At 62.8% G+C, this 26,819-nt stretch carries 21 protein-coding genes; 13 read left to right on the forward strand and 8 right to left on the reverse strand.

Annotation, left to right across the window (positions count from 1 at the left end; genetic code table 11):
- Window positions 1–136: 136 nt before the first annotated feature.
- Entirely contained in the window at window positions 137–2,941 is a 2,805-nt protein-coding gene (gene glnE, locus ACUN0E_RS38865; RefSeq protein WP_445569948.1) for a bifunctional [glutamate--ammonia ligase]-adenylyl-L-tyrosine phosphorylase/[glutamate--ammonia-ligase] adenylyltransferase, read from the reverse strand.
- A 186-nt stretch (window positions 2,942–3,127) separates the two neighbouring features.
- Here glnE and ACUN0E_RS38870 point away from each other — a divergent pair, with 186 nt between their 5' ends.
- The 6 genes from ACUN0E_RS38870 (at window position 3,128) to ACUN0E_RS38895 (ending at window position 12,246) form a co-directional block, all read left to right on the forward strand.
- On the forward strand, window positions 3,128–7,330 hold the full coding sequence (locus ACUN0E_RS38870; RefSeq protein ID WP_445569949.1) for a YhdP family protein: 4,203 nt from the start codon (window positions 3,128–3,130) through the stop codon (window positions 7,328–7,330).
- A 128-nt stretch (window positions 7,331–7,458) separates the two neighbouring features.
- Window positions 7,459–8,337, forward strand: a complete 879-nt coding sequence (locus tag ACUN0E_RS38875) for a carbon-nitrogen hydrolase family protein (RefSeq protein WP_445569950.1) — start codon at window positions 7,459–7,461, stop codon at window positions 8,335–8,337.
- 93 nt (window positions 8,338–8,430) lie between these two features.
- Window positions 8,431–9,897 (forward strand): metalloprotease TldD, encoded by a 1,467-nt coding sequence (gene tldD / locus ACUN0E_RS38880; protein ID WP_408225379.1) that lies wholly within the window; start codon window positions 8,431–8,433, stop codon window positions 9,895–9,897.
- Window positions 9,898–10,299: 402 nt separating this feature from the next.
- Window positions 10,300–11,373, forward strand: a complete 1,074-nt coding sequence (gene aroG / locus ACUN0E_RS38885) for a 3-deoxy-7-phosphoheptulonate synthase AroG (protein WP_408216056.1) — start codon at window positions 10,300–10,302, stop codon at window positions 11,371–11,373.
- A 198-nt stretch (window positions 11,374–11,571) separates the two neighbouring features.
- Complete coding sequence (locus tag ACUN0E_RS38890) at window positions 11,572–11,910, forward strand: type II toxin-antitoxin system RelE/ParE family toxin (protein WP_445569951.1); 339 nt, start codon at window positions 11,572–11,574, stop codon at window positions 11,908–11,910.
- A 3-nt stretch (window positions 11,911–11,913) separates the two neighbouring features.
- Window positions 11,914–12,246: a helix-turn-helix domain-containing protein gene (locus tag ACUN0E_RS38895; RefSeq protein WP_445569952.1), complete on the forward strand. Its 333-nt coding sequence runs from the start codon at window positions 11,914–11,916 to the stop codon at window positions 12,244–12,246.
- Window positions 12,247–12,288: 42 nt separating this feature from the next.
- On the opposite strand, the gene ACUN0E_RS38900 is transcribed toward ACUN0E_RS38895, so the two are convergent.
- The 3 genes from ACUN0E_RS38900 to ACUN0E_RS38910 all read right to left on the reverse strand — a co-directional run bounded on the left by ACUN0E_RS38900 (window position 12,289) and on the right by ACUN0E_RS38910 (window position 15,520).
- Window positions 12,289–13,539: an IS256 family transposase gene (locus tag ACUN0E_RS38900; protein WP_408265345.1), complete on the reverse strand. Its 1,251-nt coding sequence runs from the start codon at window positions 13,537–13,539 to the stop codon at window positions 12,289–12,291.
- A 122-nt stretch (window positions 13,540–13,661) separates the two neighbouring features.
- On the reverse strand, window positions 13,662–14,867 hold the full coding sequence (hmpA, locus tag ACUN0E_RS38905) for an NO-inducible flavohemoprotein (protein ID WP_445569953.1): 1,206 nt from the start codon (window positions 14,865–14,867) through the stop codon (window positions 13,662–13,664).
- Between the two features lie 98 nt (window positions 14,868–14,965).
- Window positions 14,966–15,520, reverse strand: a complete 555-nt coding sequence (locus ACUN0E_RS38910; protein WP_445570593.1) for a cob(I)yrinic acid a,c-diamide adenosyltransferase — start codon at window positions 15,518–15,520, stop codon at window positions 14,966–14,968.
- A gap of 226 nt (window positions 15,521–15,746) precedes the next feature.
- Here ACUN0E_RS38910 and ACUN0E_RS38915 point away from each other — a divergent pair, with 226 nt between their 5' ends.
- From ACUN0E_RS38915 to proC, 6 genes are all read left to right on the forward strand, one after another.
- Entirely contained in the window at window positions 15,747–17,162 is a 1,416-nt protein-coding gene (locus tag ACUN0E_RS38915) for an FAD-linked oxidase C-terminal domain-containing protein (RefSeq protein ID WP_408333144.1), read from the forward strand.
- Window positions 17,163–17,261: 99 nt separating this feature from the next.
- On the forward strand, window positions 17,262–18,755 hold the full coding sequence (locus tag ACUN0E_RS38920) for an FAD-linked oxidase C-terminal domain-containing protein (protein WP_408225365.1): 1,494 nt from the start codon (window positions 17,262–17,264) through the stop codon (window positions 18,753–18,755).
- 149 nt (window positions 18,756–18,904) lie between these two features.
- A complete protein-coding gene (gene glcE, locus ACUN0E_RS38925) occupies window positions 18,905–19,993 on the forward strand; it encodes a glycolate oxidase subunit GlcE (RefSeq protein ID WP_408225362.1) in 1,089 nt (362 codons plus the stop codon).
- Between the two features lie 8 nt (window positions 19,994–20,001).
- Window positions 20,002–21,228: a glycolate oxidase subunit GlcF gene (glcF, locus tag ACUN0E_RS38930; RefSeq protein ID WP_408484725.1), complete on the forward strand. Its 1,227-nt coding sequence runs from the start codon at window positions 20,002–20,004 to the stop codon at window positions 21,226–21,228.
- Between the two features lie 208 nt (window positions 21,229–21,436).
- On the forward strand, window positions 21,437–22,135 hold the full coding sequence (locus ACUN0E_RS38935; RefSeq protein ID WP_408225356.1) for a YggS family pyridoxal phosphate-dependent enzyme: 699 nt from the start codon (window positions 21,437–21,439) through the stop codon (window positions 22,133–22,135).
- 53 nt (window positions 22,136–22,188) lie between these two features.
- On the forward strand, window positions 22,189–23,004 hold the full coding sequence (gene proC, locus ACUN0E_RS38940) for a pyrroline-5-carboxylate reductase (RefSeq protein ID WP_408333147.1): 816 nt from the start codon (window positions 22,189–22,191) through the stop codon (window positions 23,002–23,004).
- A gap of 239 nt (window positions 23,005–23,243) precedes the next feature.
- On the opposite strand, the gene ubiA is transcribed toward proC, so the two are convergent.
- The gene (gene ubiA / locus ACUN0E_RS38945) at window positions 23,244–24,107 is read right to left on the reverse strand and encodes a 4-hydroxybenzoate octaprenyltransferase (RefSeq protein ID WP_445569954.1); all 864 of its coding nucleotides are present in this window, start codon (window positions 24,105–24,107) and stop codon (window positions 23,244–23,246) included.
- Between ubiA and ACUN0E_RS38950 the strand changes: the two genes are divergently transcribed.
- Complete coding sequence (locus tag ACUN0E_RS38950) at window positions 24,106–24,240, forward strand: hypothetical protein (RefSeq protein WP_445569955.1); 135 nt, start codon at window positions 24,106–24,108, stop codon at window positions 24,238–24,240. The two genes, ubiA and ACUN0E_RS38950, sit on opposite strands and share 2 nt — an antisense overlap.
- A gap of 204 nt (window positions 24,241–24,444) precedes the next feature.
- Here the strand turns inward: ACUN0E_RS38950 and ACUN0E_RS38955 are convergent, their stop codons facing one another.
- From ACUN0E_RS38955 to ACUN0E_RS38965, 3 genes are all read right to left on the reverse strand, one after another.
- Window positions 24,445–24,933 carry a Dps family protein gene (locus tag ACUN0E_RS38955; protein ID WP_027777895.1) on the reverse strand — a complete coding sequence of 163 codons (489 nt, stop codon included), beginning with the start codon at window positions 24,931–24,933 and terminating at the stop codon, window positions 24,445–24,447.
- 154 nt (window positions 24,934–25,087) lie between these two features.
- A complete protein-coding gene (locus tag ACUN0E_RS38960; RefSeq protein ID WP_408225344.1) occupies window positions 25,088–25,249 on the reverse strand; it encodes a hypothetical protein in 162 nt (53 codons plus the stop codon).
- Between the two features lie 80 nt (window positions 25,250–25,329).
- Entirely contained in the window at window positions 25,330–26,784 is a 1,455-nt protein-coding gene (locus tag ACUN0E_RS38965; RefSeq protein ID WP_445569956.1) for a catalase, read from the reverse strand.
- Window positions 26,785–26,819 lie beyond the last annotated feature (35 nt).

Below are 26,819 nucleotides of genomic sequence, written 5' to 3' on the forward strand. Positions count from 1 at the left end.
GCAAGGCAAGGGCGGCGCATGCTGCTCCGTGGTGCGCGCCGCCGCTACGGGCAACAGTGCCGACCGAATTCAGCGAACTGCGGCGACCCAGGCAGCGCGACTGGCGCGACACCTGCCACACCTCGCCCCTTCAACCTCAGCCAAACACCCGCTTCCAAAGCCCCAGCACCGCCTCTCGCTCGGTCACCACCAGCGCCGGGTCGACGCGCGCCTTCTCCATCCCGTCCAGCCGCAGCTTGTGCTGCAACTTCCGGTAGGTCCGATAAGCCGCGCCGACGATCTCCGCTTCTCCCTCGCTCATCAAGCCGAAGCGCGACACTTCACGCAGCAACGCGATGTTGCCGGTATTGCGGATCAGTTCGGAATCGCTTGCCGCATGCAGCAGCACCCAGTACTGCACGGTGAATTCGATATCGACCATGCCGCCACGATCGTGCTTCAGGTCGAACAGCGCCGTATGGTTCGGATGCCCCGCCTCGACGCGCTCGCGCATCTCGACGATTTCCTTGGCGAGCGGCGCAGCCTCGCGCGGCGTGGTCAGCACCTGCTCGCGAATCTGCTCGAATTTCGCGCCGATTTCGGCATCGCCCGCGCAGTAGCGCGCGCGGCTCAATGCCTGATGCTCCCACACCCACGCTGTATTGGCGGCATCGCCTTCGCGCAGTTGATAACGGCGGAATGCGTCCAGATCGGTGACGAGCAGACCCGACTCGCCGTTCGGCCGCAACCGCAAGTCGACATCGAACAGGGTGCCCGCGCCGGTCGCTGTCGTCAGCCAGCTAATGAGCCGGCGAGTGTAGGTGGCGTAGACGTCGGCGGCAGCATCGTCCGGATCGTCGTAGAGGAAGATGATGTCGAGGTCGGACGCGTAACCGAGTTCCTTGCCGCCCAGCTTGCCGTATGCAATCACCGCAAACTTCGGCACCTCACGGTGGCGTTTAGCCAGTTGCTTCCAGACGGCTTCGAGCGTCACGTCGAGCACGGCGTCGGCGAGCTCGGACAGGCGGTCGCTCACATGCTCGACACTCAGCTTGCCGGCCAGATCGATCAGCAGGATGCGGAACACCTCGGCCTGGTGCGCGTGGCGCAGCAGATCCATCTGTTGTTCGACGCCATCCGCCGCGGCCAGACGCAAGCGCAGCGTGCGCTTGAATTCAGGCCAGTCGAACGGACTGTCCATCGCCTCGTCGTCGAGAAGTTCGTCAAGCAATTGCGGGTGGCGAATCAGATAGCCGGCGGCCCAGCGCGAACCGCCCAGCACCGACAGCACCCGATGCAGCGCCTGCGGATATTCGGTCAGCAGAGCAAGGTACGCGCCGCGCCGGCTCACGGCTTCGAGCAGGTCGAAGAAGCGCGCCACCGTATCGCCGCGCCGCTCGGGCGGCTCCAGCGTACGCGCGGCTTCCAGCGCACGCTGCGCGACGATGTCGAACCGTTGCCGGCTACGCTCGGCGAGCCCCGCGTAACGCGACGACTGCCACACCGCACGCAACCGTGCCAGCAGTTCGCCCGGCTCGGGCACGCCCAACTCGATGAGGCGCGCGCTGAGGCGCGCGCGCAGCGCCTCGTCAGCACTGTCGTCGGCGAGCGCACTGCTCCATACCCACGCCGCCGCGCCGTCTTCCGGCGCGCCGCAACCGTCGCGGCCACTCACCTTGTCGGCGAAAATCTGGTCGAATTGCTGTTCGACGAACTCGCGGTGCGTGTCGAGTTTGAGCATCAGCTCCGCATAGTCATCGCAACCCATTGCGCGCGCGAGCGCCACACGCTCCTCAGGATCGACCGGCATCGCGTGGGTTTGCGCATCGTTGCGGTATTGCAGGCGGTGCTCGAGTTCGCGCAGAAAACGGTATGCCTGAGAGAGCTTCACGCAGACCGAGGTGTCGAGCAGCCCGTGCGTGGCCGCGTGCCGCAAAACGGCGAGCGTCGGACGCACCCGGAAGCCGGCATCCTGCCCACCGCGGATCAGCTGAAATACCTGCGCACTGAATTCGATTTCGCGGATGCCGCCGCGGCCCAGCTTGATGTCGTCGGCCTTGTCGGGCCGCATCGAGGCGCGCCGCTGCGCTTCCTGGCGAATCTGCAGATGCAGCGCGCGAATCGCGCTGATCACGCCGAAGTCCAGATAGCGCCGATAGACGAACGGCGTAACGATCGCGTCGAGCTGCTTCTGCAGCCGCTCCGCCGCCTCGCTCGCGCCTTCGGACACAAGCCGGCCCTTGATCCACGCATAGCGCTCCCACTCGCGGCCCTGCACGTAGAAATACTCTTCGAGCATGCCGAGGCTGCAGACAAGCGGCCCTGAATCGCCGTTCGGCCGCAAGCGCATATCGACCCGGAACACGTAGCCGTCGGCGGTCACCTCGGCCAATGCGCCGATCAGGCGCTTACCCAGACGCGTAAAAAAGTCCTGCGTCGCGATCGGCGAACGCTGACCGCCCGCCGTCTCACCGTCCTCTTCGTAGATGAAGATCAGGTCGATATCCGACGACACATTCAGCTCGCGGCCACCCAGCTTGCCCATTCCGACCACGCCGAGCGCGAGCCGTTCGCCCTGCGGTCCGCGCGGCTCGCCGTAGAGCGTTTCGAGCTCGGCGGACAGGACCGCCAGCGCACGCTGGATTGTCGTCTCCGCCAGATCGGTCATCGCGCCGGTGACTTCGGCGACATCCGCCTCGCCCGCCAGGTCACGCTCCATCACGGCGCAAAATACCTCAGTGCGCAACTGACGCAAGGCCCGTTTGAGTGCATCCTCGCTCAATGGGCCATCGCCCCCGCCGGCCGCCTCGGCGCACAGCGCGTCAAAGCGCGCGTCGATCCGTTCACGTGTCAGGGGGGCGGACGCGAGCGCCGCCACATGCGCCACGATTTGCGGACGAGCCGCCGCGGCGCGCGCCGCGTAATGTGAATAGTTGGAACTCAGTAGAGTGGCGTCGGTCATCAAGGCTCTGGCTCGCTCGTTGCTTTATCAGCGTTGTTCAGTTCGCCGCAACACACGGGTCCGGTGGCCTCGCGCAGGTCGCGAGACGGCATGTAGAAAGGGTTTGCCGGAAGTTCGCCGACCCTTTCCCGTGTGTTACATTTCGTCGTTAATTCGCAAAACTACCATACGCCCACCCGCCGCAGCATGTCCGAGCGAAACGAATCCGCCGATCCGCACGAAACCAGGCAGGTCCGGCCCGCGAGCGGAAGCGCCCACGTGCTGCTGCATCGGACGTCCCACGTGGTGTTGGCGCTCGCGCTCGCCTTCTACTTCATCGCGGCAGGTCTCTTTCTCGGCTTGCGCTACGTGCTGCTGCCGCGCATCGATTCGTTCCGGCCGCGCATTGAAGCCACCGTCTCCGGGAAGCTGCGCACGCAGTTCACCATCGGCAAGCTGGCGCCGCATTGGAGCGGCTTTCAGCCAGGACTCGACGTCACCGATATCGTCATCCGCGACCCTGAAGGCAAAGCGGCGCTGACCATTCCGCACGCCACCGCCACACTCTCGTGGAAGTCGCTTTGGCAATTCCACCCTGCGCTTTCCAGCCTGATCGTCGATCAGCCCGACGTGCTGGTGTCGCGCGGCAGCGACGGCGTGATTTCGGTAGCGGGCGTGCCGGTACCGACCCGGCACAGCGGCAACGACACCCTCTCCACGTGGCTATTGCGGCAACAGGCGATCGTGGTGCGCGGCGGCGTGCTGCGCTGGCGCGATGCGCAGCATGACGCACCAGAACTCGCCCTGCGCGACATCCGGATCGCGATTCTCAATGACGGCTACGATCACCGGCTCGCGTTGCAGGCGCCCGCCGACGGCCACGTCTTACACGGCCCGATCGATTTCCGCACGCATTTCAAACACGCCCGGCTCTCCGCGATCGGCAAACCCGTCAACTGGGCCGGCCAGGTCTATATGTCGACCGGTCCCGTCGATCTGCCGACCCTCGCGCGCTACATCAATTTCCCGATCGAGATGTTCGCCGGCCGCATCGACAATGCGATCTGGGCCGACTTCGCCGATGGCCACATGAAGTCCGCGAGCGGACAACTGGCCGGCATGGATGTCTCAATGCGGGTGCGCCCCACCCAACCCAAGCTGATCGTGCCGGTGGCCAATTTCGCGTGGCGCCTCGAAGCAGACCAGGGCGACTACAAGCTGCAACTGAACGACTTGCACGCAGAACTGGGCCAGCCGCCGCTCGAAGACGGCACGCCGCTCACTCGCACCCTTGCGCTATCCACGCTGAACGGCCGCTACCGGACGGCTTCGCTGCAACATGGCCAGCTCGTCAGCGTCAGCGGCGACCGTGTCGACCTCGGCATCCTCGCCGAATTCAGCCGCGCGCTGCCTCTGCCATCGCGTTTGCTGAACAATCTCGTGCGCTTCAATCCACGCGGGCTGGTGGCGAACTATGTGATCGAGGTCGAGCGCGGCAAACCGGAGTCGGGCGAAGCGGGCGTCGAGCATCCGCCAAGCGGCGCCGAGCCGATCGAGCGCTATCGTTTCAAGGGCGACCTGCAGGGCATCAGCGTCGCCGCGCAGGAACCGCCACCGGGGCTCACCCCGCTGAATCACCCGCGCGCGGGCATTCCCGGCATCGAAAATCTGTGGGGCAGCGTCGACGCCGACGAAAATCACGGCACGGCCATACTCGACACCTCCAACGTCGCGATTACGCTGCCGGGCGTGTTCGACGACCCTCGCCTGAAACTCGATCGTCTGCATGGCCGCGCAGACTGGACCATCACGCCGAAAGCGCCGGGAGAAAATCACCCTGCCTTCACCGTCAAGCTGGCCGATTTCGGTGTCTCGAACGCGGACGCCGATGCCACCGCGACCGCCGATTACCGCAACCCGGGCCACGGGCGCGGCTCGCTCGACCTGAAAGCCGACTTCCAGCGCGCGCAGGTCACGCGCATCGTCCGCTATCTGCCGACCAGCATCAGCGAAAAGCTGCGCATCTATCTGGGCCACGGGCTGCAAGCCGGCGTATCGCGCGGCGCATCGATCGAAATACACGGCGATCTGACCAAATTCCCCTACTCGCGCGCGCCTGAGGCCGGTATCTTCCATATCGTCGCGCCGTTCAAGGGTGGCAAGTTCGACCCATCGCCGTACCCGCCGCGCAAGATGAAGAACGGCACGCCGAACGTATGGCCGCCGCTGGATGGCATCGACGGCGTGTTCGAACTCAAGGAGAACCTGCTGCGCTTCGATATCGACCGCGCCCGTTACAAGCAGGTTGCTTTAAACAAGGTGAGCGGCAGGATCGACGATCTCGGCACCAAGGCGTCCAACCTCGTCATCGATGGCAACGGCCGTGGGCCGCTTGCCGACATGCTCGACTACGTCAACGAAAGCTCGCTCGGCATCATGGCCAAGCACGAGACCGAGAAAGTGCGGGCCGAAGGGTCCGCCTCACTGGCGCTCAAACTGACCGTGCCGCGCACGCCGCAGCCGCATATCGGCGTGGAAGGCGCGGTCGGCTTCCAGAACAATCGTTTGACTGTCGATAACGTGCCGCCGCTGTCGCAACTGAACGGCAAGGTGCGCTTTACCGAACATACGGCACAGGTCGACCGGCTCTCGGGCCGGTTCCTCGGCGGCGACGTGCACGCGAACGGCGGCCTGAAGCAGGACGGCACGTATGCGCTCGACCTCGGCGGCCACATTGCCGTCGATGCCGCGCGCGGCCTGAATCTGCATGGTCCGGCCGCGCAGGTGCTGACGCGCATGAGCGGCAGCGCGCCCTACGCGTTCAACGTGCGCGGCGCGAAGGGGCGGTTGCCCGAGGTCACGGCGAACTCCGATCTGACCGGCCTCGCGCTCGACTTCCCCGCGCCGTTCGACAAACCGGTCGGCACGCCAATGCCGCTGCACTTCGCGGTCAGCCCGTCCACCGACGCGAGCGAAGCCGGTCTGGAACGCGCCGACCTCACCTTCGGCCCTATCGCCGCCAGCTATCTGCTGCGTTACCAGCCGAAAACCCCGCCCACGGTCGTGCGCGGCGCGATCGGCGTCAACAGGCCCGCTGACTTGCCGTCCGATGGCGTAATCGCCGCCGTCGATGTCGAAGCGTTCGACGCCGATGCCTGGCGCGCGCTCGTCACGCAGATGCGCAACAAGGACGCGCCAACGCCTGCGCCCGCTGCAGCCGCAGCCGCGCCGGCTGTGCCGAATCCGACCCTCGCGCAATTCCTGCCGAGCCGCTTCGCGCTGCACATCGGCACGCTGACGTTGCTCAAGCGGCACTGGGACAACGTGATCGTCGGCGCGTCGCATGCGGACAATAAATGGCAGGCCAATATCGCGTCGAACCAGGTATCGGGGCACGTTTCCTGGCTGCCGGGCGCCACCAGGGAATCTCCCGGCACGCTGCAGGCGCGTTTTGCCCGCGTGGTGATTCCGTCGGCCACCGACAAGGACCTGCTCGGCCAGGCCATGTCGGCGCCGGCGCAGAACATGCCGTCAATCGATCTGGTGGTCAACGAGTTGATCGTGCGCGATCGCAACATAGGCCGGCTCGAAGTGGACGCGCACAACTTCGAAGAAGACGGCGTGCCGGTCTGGCAACTCGACAAGCTCGACATCACCAATCCCGCCGCCACGCTGACCGCCACCGCAAACTGGCGTACTTCGACGGGCCTCGGCAACAGCGCCGACGAAACGACACCGCGCCGTACCGTGTTCGATTTCAAACTCGATATCAAGGACGCTGGCGGGCTGCTGGAGCGTTTCGGCCAACCACACACGCTGAAGGCCGGCAACGGCACACTGTCAGGCAAGGTGGTGTGGCGCGGCGGCCCGACCACCATCGACTATCCGACGCTCAATGGCAATCTGGCCGTCGATCTGCGCCATGGGCAGATTCTCAAGGTCGACCCGGGCGTCGCGAAACTGCTGGGCGTGCTCAGCCTGCAGAGCCTCGAGCGCTTTGCCACACTCAATTTCCGCGACGTGGTCGGCGAAGGGCTGCCGTTCGAACACGTCACCGGCACGGGTCAGATCCACAACGGCATTGGCCGCACCGAGAACTTCGAAATGGTAACGGCGCCGGCCCGCGCTGAAATGAAGGGCTCGGTGGATCTGGCGCAGGAAACCCAGGATCTGCACGTGCAGATCGTGCCGACCGTCAGCGCCGGCGCCGCCGTGATCGCCGCGACCGTGATCAATCCGCTGCTCGGGCTCGGCGCGCTGGTGGCCGATCTGGCGTTCAGCAAATCGGTCTCCACCGCGTTTGCGCGCGAGTACGCGATTACCGGTCCGTGGTCGAAACCGCACATCGAGCGGGTGAAGAGCGATCGCGGTAAGATGGACGCTCCAGCTTCGACCGTGGAAGCGCACTGAGCTCGATCCGATCCTGTGTTTGATCAGAAGAGCGCCGTGGCGCGCCGCAGGTCCAAGCCAGCCTTGAACGACGTATGCGGTACCAGCGGTTTGCGCCGCCGCCTTGCCGGGAGTTTTTCGAAACGCTCATGAGCGAAACACACGTCTTTTCATCCTCGTCCACCGCCTCGCCCAATGCGGCATCCAGCGGGTCTTCCGAAAGCGCGTTCCGGGTTGCCGCGCTGCAAATGGTGAGTACGCCGGATCGCGAACGCAATCTGGCCGAAGCAGAACGCCTGATTGCCGAAGCCGCCGCCCGCGGAGCGCAACTCGTCCTGCTGCCCGAGTACTTCTGCTTCATGGGCTTCAAGGACACGGACAAGCTCGCCGTGCGCGAGCCCTACCAGGACGGCCCGATCCAGCGCTTTCTCGCCGACGCCGCGCGCCGCCAGAAGGTGTGGGTGATCGGCGGCACCTTGCCGTTGATGTCGCCGGAGCCGTCGCGCGTGCTGAACACTACGCTGGTGTTCGACCCGCAAGGCAACGAGGCCGCGCGCTACGACAAGATCCACCTGTTCAACTTCGAAAAGGGCGAGGAATCGTTCGACGAGGCGCGCACCATCTGCCCCGGCGGCGAAGTCCGCACCTTCGAGGCGCCGTTCGGCCGGGTCGGCCTGTCGGTCTGCTACGATCTGCGCTTTCCTGAGCTGTACCGGCGCATGGGCGACTGCGCGCTGATCGTGGTGCCGTCGGCGTTCACCTACACCACCGGCCGCGCGCATTGGGAAATGTTGCTGCGGGCCCGGGCGGTCGAAAACCAGTGTTACGTGCTGGCCGCCGCGCAAGGCGGAAAACATGAAAACGGCCGCCGGACATGGGGCCACAGCATGCTCATCGACCCGTGGGGCGAAATCGTCGCGGTGCGCGACGAAGGCGCCGGTGTGGTGGCCGGCAATCTCGAGCGTGCGCGCATCGACGAAGTGCGGCAGAGCCTGCCCGCCTGGCGTCACCGCGTGCTGAGTTGCTGATGTGTTACCTGACATTGAAAGTGCGGCGCCTGTCACCCATATAGTGATCGTGGCGCTAACCGAATCCTTCGTATCGAGCAGAACATACTTCGCATGAACATCATCGAACCCGGTATCCGTAATCTCGCCACCGCCAAGGACATCCTCCTGACGCCCTACGGTCTCGACGAATCCCTGCTGACTCGCACGCTCGCCGAAATCTTCACGCACAAGATCGATTACGCCGACCTGTACTTCCAGTACACGCGCAGCGAAGCATGGAGTCTCGAGGAAGGCATCGTGAAGTCGGGCAGCTTCAGCATCGACCAGGGCGTCGGCGTGCGCGCCGTGTCGGGCGACCGCACGGCCTTCGCCTATTCGGACGACCTGTCGCCCGAAGCGATCCGTCAGGCCGCGATCGCCACGCGGGCGATCGCCAAGGTCGGCGGCGGCAAGCAGAGGATCAAGGCGGCCTCGTCGCTGACCGGCATTGCCGGGCGCGATCTGTACCTGCCGTCCGATCCGCTGCATTCGCTCGACGCAACCGCCAAGGTCAAGCTGCTCGAGCGCATCGAAAAGATGGCGCGCGGTCGTGACCCGCGTATCCAGCAAGTCATGGCAGGCCTCGCCGGCGAATACGACGTGGTGCTGGTGGCGCGCAGCGACGGCGGTTTTGCAGCCGATATCCGTCCGCTGGTGCGTGTGTCGGTCACGGTAATCGCCGAACAGAACGGCCGCCGCGAAATCGGCAGCGGCGGTGGCGGCGGCCGCTTCGACTACGGGTACTTCACCGACGAAGTGCTGTCGAGCTATGTCGACGACGCGGTGCATGCGGCGCTGGTGAACCTCGATGCCCGCCCGGCTCCGGCCGGCGCGATGACCGTCGTACTCGGACCGGGCTGGCCCGGCGTGCTGCTGCACGAAGCGATCGGCCACGGCCTCGAAGGCGACTTCAACCGCAAGGGATCGTCGGCGTTCGCGGGTCGAATCGGTGAGCAGGTTGCCGCCAAAGGCGTCACGGTCGTCGACGACGGCACGCTGCCGAACCGCCGCGGCTCGCTGAACATCGACGACGAAGGCAATCCGACCCAATGCACGACACTGATTGAAGACGGCATCCTGAAGGGCTACATCCAGGACACGCTGAACGCGCGCCTGATGAAAATGCCGGTCACCGGTAATGCGCGTCGCGAGTCGTACGCCGCCCTGCCGATGCCGCGCATGACGAACACGTACATGCTCAACGGCGACAAAGACCCGCAGGAAATCATCGCGTCCGTGAAGAACGGCTTGTACGCGGTGAACTTCGGCGGCGGCCAGGTCGACATCACGAACGGCAAGTTCGTGTTCTCGGCGTCCGAGGCGTACATGATCGAAAACGGCAAGGTCACTTACCCGGTCAAGGGCGCGACGCTGGTCGGCAGCGGCCCGGAATCGCTCAAGTACGTCAGCATGATCGGCAACGACATGAAGCTCGATTCGGGCGTCGGCGTGTGCGGCAAGGAAGGCCAGAGCGTGCCGGTGGGCGTCGGTCAGCCGACGCTGCGCATCGACCGGATGACGGTCGGCGGCACGGCCTGATTTGGATGTAGACGCATACTTCGTGCACATAATGCACGAAGTATGCGGTTTTACCGCATTTTTGCACCCTGCAGCTTGCCAGCCAAGCTTGCACGGGTTATAAAGTCACTCACCCTTTTTGACCAGCGACCTATTTCGCCATGTCCGCCAAGTTTTACTTTTACTTTTTTTGGCATCTCAGACCGCTGGCGGATCGAGAGGGGTGTTAGTGCACGCAAGACACCCAGAATTCACGAAAACCGCCAGCTAGCCTGGCGGTTTTTTTTCGCCTCATGCCTTTGAAACTTTGCCGTTGAAACCTTTTTGATTGTTGTCCGCCCTGGCATCGCTGCCTGATTGTTGTCTGATCGCAGCCTTCGTTGCCCGCGCGAACACGCTACGACCCGATTCAGGAGAACAAGCATGCCCCCGCACAACACCGACGATGTCCGTATCCGCGAATTGAAAGAACTCACGCCGCCCGCTCACCTGATCCGCGAATTCGCTTGCGATGAAACGGTGTCCGACGTGATCTACAACTCGCGCAACGCGATGCATCGCATCCTGCACGGCATGGAAGACCGGCTGATCGTCATCATCGGACCGTGCTCGATTCACGATACGAAGGCGGCGATGGAATACGCCGGGCGCCTCGTCGAGCAGCGCAAGCGCTTCGCCGGCGAACTCGAAATCGTGATGCGCGTGTACTTCGAAAAGCCGCGTACGACGGTGGGCTGGAAGGGTCTCATCAACGACCCGCATATGGACAACAGCTTCAAGATTAACGACGGCCTGCGCACCGCACGTGAATTGCTGCTGCGTATCAACGAACTCGGCCTGCCGGCCGGCACCGAATATCTCGACATGATCAGCCCGCAGTACATTGCCGACCTGATCTCGTGGGGTGCAATCGGCGCGCGCACGACCGAATCTCAAGTGCATCGTGAACTGGCTTCGGGACTGTCGTGCCCGGTCGGCTTCAAGAACGGCACCGACGGCAACGTCAAGATCGCCGTCGACGCAATCAAGGCCGCGTCGCAGCCGCACCATTTCCTGTCGGTCACCAAGGGTGGCCACTCGGCGATCGTCTCGACCGCCGGCAATGAGGACTGCCACATCATTCTGCGCGGCGGCAAGACGCCGAACTACGATGCGGACAGCGTCAATACGGCCTGCGCCGATATCGGCAAGGCGGGTCTCGCGGCGCGTCTGATGATCGACGCGAGCCACGCGAACAGCTCGAAGAAGCACGAGAACCAGATTCCGGTGTGTGCGGACATCGGCCGCCAGATTGCTTCGGGTGACGAACGGATTGTCGGCGTGATGGTGGAATCGCACCTGATCGCGGGCCGTCAGGATCTGCAGGAAGGCTGCGCGCTGACGTACGGCCAGAGCATCACTGATGCGTGCATCGGTTGGGACGAAAGCATCGCTGTGCTGGAAGGTCTCGCCGAAGCGGTCAAGCAACGGCGTGTGGCACGCGGCAGCGGCAACTAAAACCTTGCTACGCGCCTCTGCGCGATTGCTGAAGTTGGCTCAACGAAAACCCGGCTCAAGCAGCCGGGTTTTTTGTTAGCCGAACGGACGAATGGTGCGCCATGAACCGCCTCTGTACCGTAACAACTCGTTGCCGGGTCGGATACGACTTGACCAGGCTGGGTGTTACGTATAATATTTTGTACATGAAAGGCGGCTATGGAGCAGGAAAAAGAAATGCGCTGGATGGGTTCCGGCTATCACGACTTACTCGCCTTTCCCGAAGAGCCGCGTCGTCGAGCCGGATTTCAGCTTGGCAAGATTCAGGCAGGACTGGACCCCGACGATTGGAAGCCGTTTGATTCGATCGGTGCCGGAACGCGCGAGATTCGCATCAAGGAAGCTGACAGCATTTACCGCGTGATGTATGTCACCAAGTTTGTAGAAGCGCTGTACATGCTGCATTGCTTTCAGAAGAAAACGCAGAAGCTAACGCCGCAGGATAGAAGGATTGCCGAGACCCGGTACCGCGCCATCATCAATGACAGGAAAACTTAGCAAATGACGACCGACACAAAAATCCGTCACGTAACAAAACCCGGCGCAAACCTGTTTCTCGAACTCGGTTTCCCCGCCGCAGAGGCGAAACGCTTGCACGCCGCGTCGCAAAAGCAGATCAACGATACGCGGCTGCTCAAGGAGCAGTTGATGACCGAGCTGTCCAGCTGGATCGAACAGCATCATCTGAAGCAGGCCGAGGCAGCCGAGATTCTGATGGTGTCGCGTCCGCGTGTGTCAGACGTGGTCAACAAGAAGACCATCAAGTTTACTATCGACACCCTGGTCGAGATGTTGAGCCGGATTGGCAAGCCGGTTACGCTGGTAGTCGGGTAGAGCGCAGAGGGTGTCCGGAATTTTGTGTAAACGGGTATTGATTTAACCCGGTAACAGGCGGTCTTCGAACTGGATAGTGAAGCGGTTCAGGGCTGCCTTCCAGTCCCGGATCGGCATCGACCACTTCTTGCTGATGTTGTTAAGTGCCAGGTAAAACAGCTTGGTCACGGCCTCGTCGGTCGGGAACGAACTGCGGGTTTTGATCACCTTGCGCAGGCTCATGTTGATCGATTCGATGGCATTGGTGGTGTAGATCACCTTCCGGATCTCCGGCGGATAGTCGAAGAACGGAATGACGCGTGCCCAGTTGCGCCGCCAGCTCTGCCCGATGGACGGATAGTCCTTGTCCCACGTGGCTTCGAAGGCACTCAGCTTCTGCTCGGCCAGCTCGACCGTCGATGAAGTGTAGATCGTCTTCAGGTCGGCGGCGACCTCGCGCTGCACCTTCCAGGACACGAAGTTCAGACTGTTGCGCACCATATGCACGATGCACAGTTGAACTGCTGCCTTCGGATAGACTGCTTCGATGGCTTCGGGGAAGCCCTTGAGCCCATCGACACAGGCAATAAAAATGTCCTGCACGCCGCGCGTTTTCAGCTCGGTCACCACCTGCAGCCAGAACTTCGCGCCCTCGGTCTGGGCGATCCACAGCCCCAGGACTTCCTTGTGGCCGTCCATGTTCACGCCGATGGCGAGATAGACCGCCTTGGTCCGTACAGCACCGCTGTCGCGCACCTTGACGTGGATGCAGTCGAGATAAACGATGGGGTAAAGCGCGTCGAGCGGGCGGGCTTGCCAGGCCTTCACATCCTCGCTCACCGCGTCTGTTACGGCCGAGATGAGCGTGGGCGACACCTCGGTACCGTACATTTCTTCCAGATGCCCCTGAATCTCCCGCACGCTCAGGCCGCGGGCATATAGCGAGATGATCTTGTCGTCAAAGCCCGACCAGCGCGTCTGATGACGACTCACCAGCTTCGGCTCGAACGCACCCTGACGGTCACGCGGGATATCGAGCGGCAACTCGCCAAACTCCCCCTGCAACGTCTTGGCGCTATGGCCGTTGCGGGTGTTGCCCGTGGCATTGGTGACCGCTTCGCTCTTGCCGTGGCCCAGGTGTTCGGACATCTCCGTCTCTAGCGCCCGTTCAACCAGCATCTTCGTGAGCTGCTTGAGCAGGCCGTTCTCGCCAATCAGGTCCTCTGGTTTCTGGTAGTTCGCCAGCAGGCTGTCGGCCAGCTTGACGAGCTCAGGGTCGGGTTTCACGCGTTTGTTGCGTTTCGCTACGGTCATCGTCGCTCCTGATTACTGGCAGTCTCCTGCCAAATGACCGTTTACACAAAACTAATTACACCCTCAGAGCGCACCACCCGCCCCTGCCTGCTTTCACACTCGGCTTGCCATGCGCCCTCGCTTCACTGCACCACGCCTGAACCAAACACTTCGGTATGAATCCGCGCCGCATCCACACCGAACGCGGCCAACGCCTCGCATTGCGCACGCATGAACGGCACGGGCCCACAGATGTAGTAGTCCGCATCGGATACGATCACTTTATCGGCGATTTTCGCGAGATCGAGGCGGCCTTCGAAGTCGTAGTCGGTACCAACGCGATCCCCTGCTTCAATGGCTTCGTAGAACACCACACGCGTGACGTTGGGATGCGCCGCAACCGTATCGTTCAGCCACGGTCGGAACGCATGCACGCGGCCGTTGCGGCAGGCATGCACGAAGGTCACATGGCGCTCGCTCCGATCGGCGAGTAACGTAGACAGCATCGAGGTCATCGGGGTCACGCCTACGCCGCCGCTCATCAGCACTACGGGCGTCGTCTTTTTGCGGTCCAACGTGAAATCGCCCATCGGCGCGCTGACGTGTACCACCGCACCCACTTCCACATCATCGTGTAAGAGATTCGATACAAAGCCGGGCGCCGTGTCGTCGTGACCGGCCTCGCGCTTCACCGAGATACGCAGCCAGTTACCGTTCGGCGCATCCGACAAGCTGTACTGCCGCGGCTGATCGACGCCGAGTTCATCCACGAAACGCTTCACGCTCAGATATTGGCCGGGCTCGAAGCCGCCCGCCGGCGAGCCATCGGCGGGCGTCAGATAGAACGACGTGATTTCATCGCTCTCCACTTCCTTGCGCGCAATCTTGAACGGCCTAAAACCGCTCCACCCCGCACCTTCGTAGAGCTTTGCCTCCGCGCCGATGAAGATATTCGCGAGCTGCCCATATGCGGCTTCCCATGCGCCGAGCGTCTCCTGATCGACTGCGTCGCCAAGCACATCAACGATTGCGCCCAACAGGTGGCGTCCCACGATCGGATACTGTTCCGGCCGGATATTCAGACTCGCGTGCTTGTGAGCGATTCGCGAGACGGTCGGCCCCAGCGCGCCGAGGTTATCGATATTGGCGGCATACGCATACACCGCCTTCGCCAGTGTTTCCGGCTGATTGCCGCTCTGCTGGTGAGTCTGGTTGAACACGTTCTTCAACTCAGGATGGTGCGCGAACATGCGCGTGTAGAAGTGTTTGGTGATGGTCGTGCCGTGTACGGCGAGTACGGGAACGGTGGCTTTGACGCGGGCAATCTGGTCGGCGGTGAGAGCGGGCATAACAACTTCTCCTTAAAGATGTATTTACAATACATCTTTAAGGAGAAGTCTTGCACCGGACAGATTGTCACAGCGCTTAAGGGGACTAAAGCGCCGCGTTAGCCGACGCTACGATCGTGCCGCCATAACACGTCGCTGCCGCCGTCCGCGCGATTGAGTACGCGCGCGAGCACGAACAGCAGATCGGACAGCCGGTTCACATATTGGCGAGGCGCCTCATTGATCGCCTCGCCTTCTCCGAGGGCGACGATCGACCGTTCGGCCCGCCGGCACACCGTACGGCACACGTGCGCAAGCGCGGCCGCGCGCGCGCCGGCCGGCAGAATGAATTCCTTCAGTGGCGGCAGGGTCGCGTTGTAGTCGGCCAGCCAGTCGTCGAGTTGACCAAGATGCTTATCCGTAATCATCGTATGGCCGGGGATGCAGAGTTCGCCGCCAAGATCGAACAGGTCGTGCTGAATCGCAATCAGCGCTGCCCGCACGTTGTCGGGCAGCATTTCGCACAGCAGCACGCCGAGATTCGAATTGAGTTCATCGACATCGCCGATGGCGGCAATGCGCGCGCTGTCTTTGCGCACGCGGCGGCCGTCGCCGAGTCCTGTGGTGCCGTCGTCGCCCGTACGGGTAGCGATCTTGCTCAAGCGGTTGCCCATGATGTCTCCGATCCATTCATTCATTGACGATGCGCCAGCGCGGCGCCCGTGAATCCATCCAGCGAATCCGGCAAGTCAGCCGCCGCGTTTATCCATATTGCGCGCAACGCGGGCGCGCCGCCATTATAAAAGCGGGCAGCCGCCTCCAACGCCGGTCCGCGGGCGATCGGCGTAAAATGAAGCACAAGCTGTAGAACAGCTCCGCCTCAATTATCAGGAGACATGCGTGAATCATCCCGTGCCGCCGGCCCCGTTGCGCCGGCCGTTTCCCGCCGAGTTGCTGACTGCACTCAAAGCCGCTTTCGGCGAACGTGTGTCCACGGCAGAAGCCGTGCGTGCCCATCATGGCCGCGACGAATCGCCGTTCGATCCCCAACTGCCCGACGCCGTCGTATTCGCACGCAATACGGAAGACGTGCAAACCATCGTCAAACTGTGCGGCCAGTACAACGTGCCGATCATCCCCTACGGTAACGGTTCGTCGCTCGAAGGACATCTGCTGGCGGTGCAAGGCGGCGTGTCTATCGATCTGTCGGAAATGAACCGCGTGTTGTCGATCAACGCCGAAGACCTGACTGTCACAGTCGAACCCGGCATCTCGCGCAAGCAGCTGAACGAAGCGCTGCGCGACACCGGCCTGTTTTTCCCGATTGACCCGGGCGCTGACGCGAGTATCGGCGGCATGTCGGCTACGCGTGCCTCAGGTACCAATGCCGTACGCTACGGCACGATGCGCGAAAACGTACTCGGGCTGACGGTGGTTCTCGCCGACGGCCGCGTGATCAAAACCGGCACGCGCGCGCGCAAGTCGTCGGCGGGTTATGACCTCACACGTCTGTTCGTTGGCTCTGAAGGCACGCTCGGCGTGATTACCGAAATCACCGTCCGGCTGTATCCGCAGCCCGAGGCGGTCTCTGCCGCGGTCTGCACGTTCCCGTCGATGGGGGATGCGGTGCGCGCGGTCATCGAAACGATTCAGATGGGCGTGCCGGTTGCGCGCGTCGAGTTCGTCGACTCGCTCGCGATCCGCTCGATCAACCGCCATTCGAATCTGACCTTACGTGAGGCGCCCACGCTCTTCTTCGAATTCCACGGGACCGAAGCCGGCGTGAAAGAGCAAGCCGAACTGGTGCAGGAGCTCACTGCGCAGAATGCCGGCGAAGGCTTCGAATGGGCGACCCGCCCGGAGGACCGCAGCCGCCTGTGGAATGCGCGTCACAACGCCTATTTCGCGATGCTGCAACTGAAGCCCGGCTGCCGCGCCGTCACGACCGATGTCTGCGTGCCGATCTCGCGTCTCGCGGAATGCGTGGTGGAAACCGAGCAGGATCTGAAAGCGTCGCCGCTGCCCTGCCCGATCGTCGGCCATGTCGGCGACGGCAACTTCCACGTCGCAATCCTGATCGATCCGAACAAGCCGGAAGAACTCGCTGAAGCTGAGCGCCTGAACCACCGCATCGTGCAGCGCGCGCTGCGCATGGACGGCACCTGCACGGGAGAACACGGTGTCGGTCTGCACAAGATGAATTTCCTGCTCGAAGAACACGGTGAGGTCGCCGTCGACACGATGCGCTCCATCAAGCATGCGCTCGATCCGCGCAATCTGATGAACCCGGGCAAGATCTTTTCCTGGGCAGCTTGAGACGTCATCAAGACCGGGTTACGGCAGCGGTAACGCCTGCTGCTGTATAACCAGGCTTGACCGGGCACGCACGGTGAAAGACACGAGGAGACAAGTCATATGAACGCACCCGTCGAACTGACGGCCGAAGTTCTTGCCCAGCGCCAGCGCGAAGTCGTGCAGGCGCTGATGGCCGTGCTGCCGACCCACTGTCTGTTGTATCGCGAAGAAGACACTGTCGCCTACGAGTGCGACGGCCTCGCCGCCTATCGGCGTCTGCCGCTCGCGGTCGCATTGCCCGAGACGGAATCGCAGGTGCAGCGCATCGTACAGATCTGTCACCGGCTCGACGTGCCGATCGTGCCGCGCGGCGCGGGCACCGGTTTGTCCGGCGGGGCGATGCCGATTCGGCACGGCGTGGTGGTGTCGCTCGCGCGCTTTCGCAAGATCGTCGAAGTCGATTCGTACGCCCGGACCGCCACGGTGCAACCGGGCGTGCGCAATCTGTCGATTTCCGAAGCCGCCGCACCGTACGGCCTTTACTACGCGCCCGATCCGTCGTCGCAGATTGCCTGCACGATCGGCGGCAATGTCTCCGAGAATTCGGGCGGCGTGCACTGTCTCAAGTACGGCCTCACCGTACACAACGTGCTGCGTGTACGCGCCGTGACGATGGAAGGCGAAATCGTCGAATTCGGTTCGCTCGCGCCCGACGCGCCAGGGCTCGACCTGCTCGCGGTGCTGATCGGCAGCGAAGGCATGTTCGCAATCGTCACCGAAGTCACCGTCAAGCTGATTCCGAAGCCGCAAACGGCGCAGGTCATCATGGCCAGTTTCGACGACGTCGTGAAAGGCGGCAACGCGGTTGCCGGCATCATTGCAGCGGGCATCATTCCGGCTGGATTGGAGATGATGGACAAACCGGCTACGCGCGCCGTCGAAGAGTTCGTCAAAGCCGGCTACGACCTCGACGCGGCGGCAATCCTGCTGTGCGAATCGGACGGCACGCCGGAAGAAGTGGCCGACGAAATCGTGCGCATGACCGCGGTGCTGCGCGAACAGGGCGCAACGCGCATCCAGATTTCGCGTTCGGAAAACGAACGGCTGCGTTTCTGGTCCGGGCGCAAGAATGCGTTTCCGGCGGCAGGCCGGATTTCGCCTGACTACTACTGCATGGACGGCACCGTGCCGCGCCGCAGTATCGGACCGCTGCTGGCGCGCATCGAAGTGATGGAGAAGAAATACGGCCTGCGTTGCATCAACGTATTCCACGCCGGCGACGGCAATATGCACCCGCTGATCCTGTTCAACGGCAACGATAAGGATGAGTGGCACCGGGCCGAAGCCTTTGGTTGCGACATTCTCGAAACGTGCGTCGAACTGGGCGGTACGGTGACCGGCGAGCACGGCGTGGGCATCGAGAAAATCAATTCGATGTGCGTGCAGTTTTCACCGGAGGAGCGCGACGCGTTTCACGCGGTCAAACGCGCCTTCGACGCGCCGGGCCTGCTCAATCCCGATAAGGGCATTCCCACCCGCGCCCGCTGCGCCGAATACGGCAAGATGCATGTGCGTGGCGGCTTGCTGCCGCATCCGGACCTACCCCGGTTCTAAGGCGTCTACGGGCTATGCACGCACCGCGCATAGCCCGCCCCGGACCCTTTTCCCAGCACCCACCCTGATTACCCGATGCGGGTCCGCTCCGGGTTGCCAGCGCGCCGCCGCCCGGTACAATCAATCGAAACACAACGAAGCAGGACACCATGGAAGAGGACGACATCGTCGCCGTTTGGGCTGAACGCGTGCGTTCAGCCAGCGCCGAAGGGCGCACATTGCGCATCCGTGGCGGCGGCACCAAAGACTGGTACGGTCAGACGCTGGAAGGTGACATCCTCGACACGCGCGCCTATCGCGGCATCATCGCCTACGATCCGGCCGAACTGGTCATTACGGCGCGCGCCGGCACGCCCCTGCTGGAAATCGAGGCCGCGCTGGCCGAACACGACCAGATGCTCGCCTTCGAGCCTCCGCACTTCGGGCCGCAGGCTACCTTCGGCGGCTGCATCGCGGCGGGCATCGCCGGTCCGCGCCGCCCGTCCGCCGGTGCGGCGCGCGACTTCGTGCTCGGCGCGGTCATCCTGAACGGCCAGGGTCAGAAGCTGCATTTCGGCGGCCAGGTGGTGAAGAACGTCGCCGGTTATGACGTCTCCCGTTTGATGGCGGGTTCGCTAGGCACCCTCGGGCTGATCCTCGAACTGTCGGTCAAAGTACTGCCGCTGCCGCAGGCCGAAGCCACGCTCAAATTCGATATGAACGGTACCGACGCGGTCCGCAAGCTCAATGAATGGGGCGGCCGCCCGCTGCCGATCACGGCGAGCGCATGGCGTCACGGCACGCTGGCCGTGCGCATGGCCGGCGCGGAAGCCGCGGTCAAAACGGCGCGCACCGCGCTTGGCGGTGAAGTCGTCGATGCCGTGGAGGCTGAGCGCTTCTGGGCCGGCCTGCGCGAACAGACCGACTCGTTCTTTTCGGCCATCCCGCCGAAAGCCGCGCTGTGGCGCCTCGCTTTGCCGTCGATCACCGAACCGCTGCAATTGCCCGGTGCGCAACTGATGGAATGGGGCGGCGGCCAGCGCTGGTGGATTACCGACACCGACGCGCAAACCGTGCGTATCAGCGCCAAACAGGCCGGCGGCCATGCCACCATCTTCCGTACCGGCCACGGCTACGACCGCAGCGCCGGGGTATTCACACCGCTGCCCGCACCGCTGATGAAAATCCATCGCGGCCTGAAAACCGCCTTCGACCCGGCCCGCATTTTCAATCGCGGCCGCCTCTACCCCGACTTCTGAGCGACGCGATGCAAACCAACCTCGCGGACTTCATTCGCAACACGCCCGATGGCGACGAAGCCGACGCCATCCTGCGTAATTGCGTGCATTGCGGTTTCTGTACGGCGACCTGTCCGACGTATCAGATACTGGGTGACGAACTCGACGGCCCGCGCGGCCGCATCTATCTGATCAAGCAGATGGTGGAAGGCGCCGAGGTCACGCGCAGCACTCAGGTTCACCTCGACCGCTGCCTCACCTGCCGCAGCTGCGAGACCACCTGTCCATCCGGCGTGCAATACGGCAGGCTGGTCGAGATCGGCCGCAAGATCACCGAGGAAAAAGTCACGCGGCCGTTCGGTCAGCGGATGATGCGCCGGCTGCTCGCGAGCTTCGTGCCGAACAGCGCGCTGTTCACGCCAACCATGCGCATCGGCCAGCACATCCGCCCGCTCCTGCCCAAGAAACTGCGCGACAAGGTGCCCGCGCGGCAACGTCCGCTCGAATGGCCGACCGCGAAACATCCGCGCAAGATGCTGATGCTCGCGGGCTGCGTGCAACCGTCGATGATGCCGAACGTCAACGTCGCGACGGCGCGGGTGCTCGACGCACTCGGCGTGGAAACGTTGATCGCACCCGAAGCAGGCTGTTGCGGTGCGATCCGCCTGCATTTGGGCTACAACGACGAAGCGCTTGACGACCTGCGCGCCAACATCGACGCGTGGTGGCCGTATATCGAGCAAGGTGTGGAAGCGATCGTGATGAACGCGTCCGGCTGCGGCGCGACGGTCAAGGAGTATGCGCATCTACTGCGCAACGATCCCGCGTATGCGGAGAAAGCACGCCGCGTGACCGAGCTGACACGCGACGTCGCGGAGATCCTGCCGGAGTTCGAAGAGGCGCTCGTGGCTGTGACGCGCCGCCGCGCAATCCATACGGTGGCGTTCCACCCGCCGTGCACGTTGCAGCATGGTCAGCAGATACACGGCAAGGTCGAACATCTGCTGGCGGCACTCGGCATTGAAGTGCGCCTGCCCGCCGACAATCATCTCTGCTGCGGCTCGGCCGGCACGTATTCGCTGACGCAGCCCAAGCTCTCGTACGCGCTGCGCGATCAGAAGCTCGAGCGGCTGCAGGCGCAGGAGCCGCAAGTGATCGTATCGGCGAACGTCGGCTGCATTGCGCATCTGCAAAGCGGCACGTCGACGCCGGTCGCGCATTGGATCGAACTGGTGGAGCATATGCTGTCCGCCTGAGGCGATCCATTCTTGACGCAAGCGCGACACGTGGCTTGCTGCCCGCCACGGTGTCCGCTTTCGCCACCCCTGCCGCAGGCCGTAACCCAGTTGCGCAACTGCGTTCATGAAGTGGTTGGCCACATTGCCGATCAGGCCGCAACGGCATAGGACGGCGGCGTCCGTATAATTCATACATTGTCTCTCGCTGGACTTCCGGTTCCGCCCCATGCCCGATCTGATCCACAACCTCGAAGCGGTGCAGCAGCGCATCGCCCTCGCCGCGCAGGTGGCCGGACGCGATGCGCGTTCGATCGCCCTGCTCGCGGTCTCGAAGACGTTTCCCGCCGAAGACGTGCGCGCCGCCTACGCGGCCGGCCAACGCGCGTTCGGTGAGAACTACGTGCAGGAAGCTGTCACCAAAATCGAAGCGTTGGCGGATCTGCGTGCGTCGATCGAATGGCATTTCATTGGGCCATTGCAATCGAACAAGACGCGGCCGGTCGCCGAAAGCTTCGACTGGGTGCATTCGGTCGACCGCCTGAAGATCGCGCAGCGGCTGTCGGAGCAGCGCCCGGACAACCTGCCGCCGTTGAACGTCTGCCTGCAGGTCAACGTTAGCGGCGAAGCGTCGAAAAGCGGCGTGAGCATTCCCGAGGCCGTCGAGGTCGCGCAGGAAATCGCCGCGCTGCCGAAGCTGAATCTGCGCGGCCTGATGGCGATTCCGGAACCTGCCGGCAACATCGAGGAGCAACGTGTGCCGCATCGGCAATTACGCGAGCTGTTCGAGCGGCTGCGTAACGACGGCCTTGAGCTCGACACGCTCTCGATGGGTATGTCGAGCGACCTCGAAGCCGCTGTGCTGGAAGGCGCAACGATCGTGCGCGTCGGCACTGCGATCTTCGGCGCGCGAGATTACTCTAACTAAGCGTTTCGGGCCTTTCCTTTCCTGACACCTCACGGGACATCTTTCGGAACATCATGAAAATTGCTTTTATTGGCGGCGGCAACATGGCCGCCGCGTTGATCGGCGGCCTTATCAAGCGCGGCGTCGCGCCCGCTGACCTGTACGCGATCGATCCCAACGAAGACGCGCGCAAGCGCAATGAGCAGCAATTCGGCATCAAGACCGGCGCGGCCGCGGACGCTGCGCTCGCGTCGTACGACGCCGTCGTGCTGGCGGTGAAGCCACAGATACTGAAGAGCGTCGCCGAGGCGCTGGCGCCGCATCTGCAGGCGTCGCAGCTGGCAATCAGCATCGTCGCGGGCATTCGCATGGATGACATGTCGCGCTGGCTGAACGGCCACGCGCGCATCGTGCGCGTGATGCCGAATACGCCGGCGCTGATCGGCATGGGCGTGACGGGCCTCGTCGCGACCGGCAGCGTCGACGAAACAGGCCGCGCGCTCGCGTCGCAAGTGTTGGGCGCAGTCGGCCAAACCGTCTGGTTCGACGACGAAGCGAAGATCGACGCTGTCACAGCGATCTCGGGCAGCGGTCCCGCTTACGTGTTTTATTTCATCGAGGCGTTGCAGGAAGCCGCGCGTCAACTGGGCATGGATGAAGCACAAGGCCGCGCGCTGGCAGTCGCAACCTTCACCGGAGCGGCGCAATTGGCTGCGAACTCGGACGAGCCGCCGGGCTTGTTGCGCGAACGTGTGACGTCGAAGGGCGGCACCACGGCGGCCGCGCTGGCGTCGTTCGATGCAAGCGGAATCAAGGACGCGATCGTGCGCGGCGTGCTCGCCGCCGATGCGCGCGCCAAGGAAATGGGCGACGAGTTCGGCAAGCTGTAAGCACGATTAGCGGTTAGCGGTTAGCGGTTAGCGGTTAGCGGTTAGCGGTTAGCGGCCGGGAAGAGACGACATGGAACGACGCTGCGCCCTGGATCAACCGGGGGCGGCGTCCGCAGTGCAAGAGAGACGGCTGGGCGCGCTTCAAACCGAAGCGGTTTATATGGCCGAGGTGCAAAGAAGCACGGAAGAATAAAACCAGCCAGCTTCTGTACTACGGGCCATGAAGAAACGCGGAAGCATTAAAACGAAGCCGCTGCGTAATGCGCTGCAATGCCGGCAAACAACGCGCCGCCCAACCAGTTGTTATGACGGAACGCCGCGAAGCACGCCATCCGCTCGCGGTTTCGGATCAGCATGTAGTGATAGATCGCGCAGCCTGCCGCTGCCGCCCATCCGAGCCAATACAGCAGGCCGAAACCAAGCATCACGCCGATGCCGGCGTAAATCCCCAGCGTCGCCGCATAGCACAGCATGATCGCCGCCACGTCGAAGCGGCCGAAGGTCAGTGCCGAGGTGCGGATGCCGATCTTGATATCGTCGTCGCGATCGACCATTGCGTATTCGGTGTCGTACGCCACCGACCAGAACACGTTGGCCAGCAACATGACCCAGGCAAGCATCGGCACGTGATCCTGAATCGCGGCAAACGCCATCGGAATGCCGAAGCCGAACGCAATACCAAGATAGGCCTGCGGAATCGCAAAAAAACGCTTCGTGAACGGATACGAACCGGCGACGAACAGCGCCGCCACCGATAGCTCCTTGGTCAGCGTGTTCAGCGGCAGAATCAGCAGAAAGGCCAGCAGCGACAAACCAGCCGCCAGCGCCACCGCTTCCCATGCCTTGATTTTGCCCGAAGTGATCGGCCGGTTTTCCGTGCGCTTCACGTAGCGATCGAAGTCGCGATCCGCGTAGTCGTTGATCGCGCAGCCCGCCGATCGCATCAGCACCGTGCCTACCGTGAAAATCACCAGCAGCAGCCACGAAGGATGACCGTCGGACGCAATCCACAGCGCGTTGAGCGTCGGCCACAGCAGCAGCAGGCTGCCGATCGGCTTGTCCATGCGAACGAGGCGCAGATACAGAGGAAGTCGGGCGAACATGGGCGAATTCGGTGAAGTGCAGACGGTGCCGCTATTTTACGGGATGCGGGCGGCAAGCGACCTCCGGGCGGGCGGGGCTGATGGGCTGAGCGCCGAAACTGAGGCCGCTGCGGGAACCACGATCAAGGCCTGAGCGGGGTCCGAAACCAGCTCCGGGACCGAAGCCGAGATCAAGACCACCGCAAAGTCCGGGTTCAACTCCGAAGCTCGCCTCCGAAAACCGCGCCGCAAAAAACAAAGCCTCCCGCAGAGGGAGGCTTTGTTCATACTGCCATTCAGCGCGACGCTCAGGCGTCGCACTGAAATCCCGGGCACTACGCCCGGAACATCAAGGCATTTAAGCGAGCATCGAGCGCAGCATCCACGCGGTCTTTTCGTGCGTTTGCATGCGTTGCGTCAGCAGGTCGGCGGTCGGCTCGTCGTTGGCGGCTTCCGTCGACGGGAAGATCGCGCGCGCGGTACGCACCACGGCTTCCTGACCCTCCACCAATTGGCGGATCATTTCTTCTGCAGCCGGCACGCCGTCCGCTTCCGGAATCGACGACAGCTTCGCAAATTCCTTATAGCTGCCCGGCGCATGCACGCCCAGCGCACGAATACGTTCAGCGATCGAATCGACCGCGAGCGCCAGCTCGTTGTACTGCGTTTCGAACATCAGATGCAGTGTGTTGAACATCGGACCCGTCACGTTCCAGTGGAAATTGTGGGTCTTCAGGTACAGCGTGTAGGTGTCGGCGAGCAGACGCGACAGGCCTTCTGCAATCTTCTTGCGATCCTTGTCGCTGATCCCGATATTGACGTGCTGTACGGCTTCTTTCTTGGCCATGATGACTCCTTTGAAGAGTGATACGAACCGGTCGGCAAAGTGACGGTGTGCGGCTGGCAAACCCGACACAACGAACGTCCGCCAGTTTATCTTAGAAAGCTGCTGCGTTCGTGTGACGCGTGGTCGCTTGCCGCACCCAAAGCCTTCTGCCCGATCACGCGCCAAGCGCGTGTTGCAGGGCCTGCGTAACAATCACCACCAGCCCGCTCGAGACGATCGCGAAACCCACTGCCTTGCGCAGCATCAATGCTTGCTGCTGTTGCGCGCGGCGTGCGGCAGACGAGCCGCCAATGGTGGACATCATCATCTGGATCATGATCGTGTTCTCCCGATTCGTATCAATACCGGCGGGGCGCCGAGGCGCCCCGTCCTGTTGCATCAATTCACTTCAACTGCTTACTTCTTGCCGCCTTCAGCGAGGTCGGCGATCGCGGCAATCACGCCTTCCGCATAGGCCGGATCGGCGCGCCGGAAATGCTCGATCTGACGCGCAACGATGTCTTGCGGCACACCGTTGATATGGCGAGCGATATTGCCAAACAGCCGCTGACGTTGTGCTGCATCGAAAAGTGCGAACAACATACCCGGTTGCGTGTAGTAGTCCTCGTCCACGCGATGATCGTAACGATCGACCGTACCCGCTGCGAGCGGCGGCTCCGACGCGTTGGTGTCCTGCGCGAAGTCACCCAGGCGGTTTGGCTCGTAGTTCAGGTTGCCGCAAAGGTTGCCGTCGGTGCGCATCGCACCGTCGCGATGGAACGAATACGGGCTCGCCACACGCGACGCATTCACCGGAATCTGATGGTGATTGATACCGAGCCGGTAACGCTGCGTATCGCCATACGAGAACAAACGGCCTTGCAAGAGACGGTCCGGCGAGAAGCCGATACCCGGCACCACGTTAGCCGGCGTGAACGCTGCCTGCTCTACGTCCGCGAAGTAGTTCGCCGCGTTGCGGTTCAACTCGATCGTGCCGACGTCGATCAACGGGTAGTCCTTCTGCGACCACACCTTCGTGATGTCGAACGCATTGAAGCGATAGCTCGCCGCTTCCGCTTCCGGCATCACCTGGATAGCAAAACGCCATTTCGGGAAATTGCCTGCATCGATGTTGCCAACCAGATCGCGTTGCGCGCTTTCGCGGTCCTGCGCCACAACCTGCGCCGCTTCGGCATCGGTAAAGTTCTCAATGCCTTGCATCGATTTGAAGTGGAACTTCACCCAGAAACGCTCGTTGTTCGCGTTGATGAACGAGTACGTGTGCGAACCGAAGCCGTGCATCTGGAGGTAGTTCTGCGGAATGCCGCGATCGCTCATCAGGATGGTGACCTGGTGCAACGACTCCGGATGACGCGACCAGAAATCCCACGCTGCGACATTGCTGCGCATGTTGGTGTACGGATCGCGCTTTTGCGTGTGAATGAAGTCCGGAAACTTCAGCGGATCGCGGATGAAGAACACGGGCGTGTTGTTGCCGACCACATCCCAGTTGCCTTCTTCCGTGTAGAACTTGATCGAGAAACCGCGCACGTCGCGTTCAGCGTCGGCGGCGCCGCGTTCGCCCGCTACCGTCGAAAAACGCATGAAAAGCGGCGTGTCCTTGCCGACCTGGGCGAACACCTTCGCCTTCGTGTAACGCGAGATGTCGTGCGTGACCGTCAGCGTGCCGAATGCGCCCGAGCCTTTGGCGTGAACGCGACGCTCCGGAATCACTTCGCGGTCGAAATGAGCGAGTTTTTCCAGCAGCCAGACGTCTTGCAGAACGACCGGACCGCGCGCGCCGGCGGTCATCGAATTCTGGTTGTCGGCGATGGGCGCGCCGGCTGCATTGGTGAGCTTACGTTCGGACATGCGTGACTCCTGAGTGGCTTTATCGGAAACAGAAT

This window comes from Paraburkholderia sp. D1E, from assembly GCF_052682275.1.

What these genes read in the sequence shown, in the direction of transcription:
- glnE (WP_445569948.1), bottom strand. Translation starts at nt 2,941, where the DNA reads ATGACCGACGCCACTCTACTGAGTTCCAACTATTCACATTACGCGGCG.
- ACUN0E_RS38870 (WP_445569949.1), top strand. Translation starts at nt 3,128, where the DNA reads ATGTCCGAGCGAAACGAATCCGCCGATCCGCACGAAACCAGGCAGGTC.
- ACUN0E_RS38875 (WP_445569950.1), top strand. Translation starts at nt 7,459, where the DNA reads ATGAGCGAAACACACGTCTTTTCATCCTCGTCCACCGCCTCGCCCAAT.
- tldD (WP_408225379.1), top strand. Translation starts at nt 8,431, where the DNA reads ATGAACATCATCGAACCCGGTATCCGTAATCTCGCCACCGCCAAGGAC.
- aroG (WP_408216056.1), top strand. Translation starts at nt 10,300, where the DNA reads ATGCCCCCGCACAACACCGACGATGTCCGTATCCGCGAATTGAAAGAA.
- ACUN0E_RS38890 (WP_445569951.1), top strand. Translation starts at nt 11,572, where the DNA reads ATGGAGCAGGAAAAAGAAATGCGCTGGATGGGTTCCGGCTATCACGAC.
- ACUN0E_RS38895 (WP_445569952.1), top strand. Translation starts at nt 11,914, where the DNA reads ATGACGACCGACACAAAAATCCGTCACGTAACAAAACCCGGCGCAAAC.
- ACUN0E_RS38900 (WP_408265345.1), bottom strand. Translation starts at nt 13,539, where the DNA reads ATGACCGTAGCGAAACGCAACAAACGCGTGAAACCCGACCCTGAGCTC.
- hmpA (WP_445569953.1), bottom strand. Translation starts at nt 14,867, where the DNA reads ATGCCCGCTCTCACCGCCGACCAGATTGCCCGCGTCAAAGCCACCGTT.
- ACUN0E_RS38910 (WP_445570593.1), bottom strand. Translation starts at nt 15,520, where the DNA reads ATGGGCAACCGCTTGAGCAAGATCGCTACCCGTACGGGCGACGACGGC.
- ACUN0E_RS38920 (WP_408225365.1), top strand. Translation starts at nt 17,262, where the DNA reads ATGAACGCACCCGTCGAACTGACGGCCGAAGTTCTTGCCCAGCGCCAG.
- glcE (WP_408225362.1), top strand. Translation starts at nt 18,905, where the DNA reads ATGGAAGAGGACGACATCGTCGCCGTTTGGGCTGAACGCGTGCGTTCA.
- glcF (WP_408484725.1), top strand. Translation starts at nt 20,002, where the DNA reads ATGCAAACCAACCTCGCGGACTTCATTCGCAACACGCCCGATGGCGAC.
- ACUN0E_RS38935 (WP_408225356.1), top strand. Translation starts at nt 21,437, where the DNA reads ATGCCCGATCTGATCCACAACCTCGAAGCGGTGCAGCAGCGCATCGCC.
- proC (WP_408333147.1), top strand. Translation starts at nt 22,189, where the DNA reads ATGAAAATTGCTTTTATTGGCGGCGGCAACATGGCCGCCGCGTTGATC.
- ACUN0E_RS38950 (WP_445569955.1), top strand. Translation starts at nt 24,106, where the DNA reads ATGGGCGAATTCGGTGAAGTGCAGACGGTGCCGCTATTTTACGGGATG.
- ubiA (WP_445569954.1), bottom strand. Translation starts at nt 24,107, where the DNA reads ATGTTCGCCCGACTTCCTCTGTATCTGCGCCTCGTTCGCATGGACAAG.
- ACUN0E_RS38955 (WP_027777895.1), bottom strand. Translation starts at nt 24,933, where the DNA reads ATGGCCAAGAAAGAAGCCGTACAGCACGTCAATATCGGGATCAGCGAC.
- ACUN0E_RS38960 (WP_408225344.1), bottom strand. Translation starts at nt 25,249, where the DNA reads ATGATCCAGATGATGATGTCCACCATTGGCGGCTCGTCTGCCGCACGC.
- ACUN0E_RS38965 (WP_445569956.1), bottom strand. Translation starts at nt 26,784, where the DNA reads ATGTCCGAACGTAAGCTCACCAATGCAGCCGGCGCGCCCATCGCCGAC.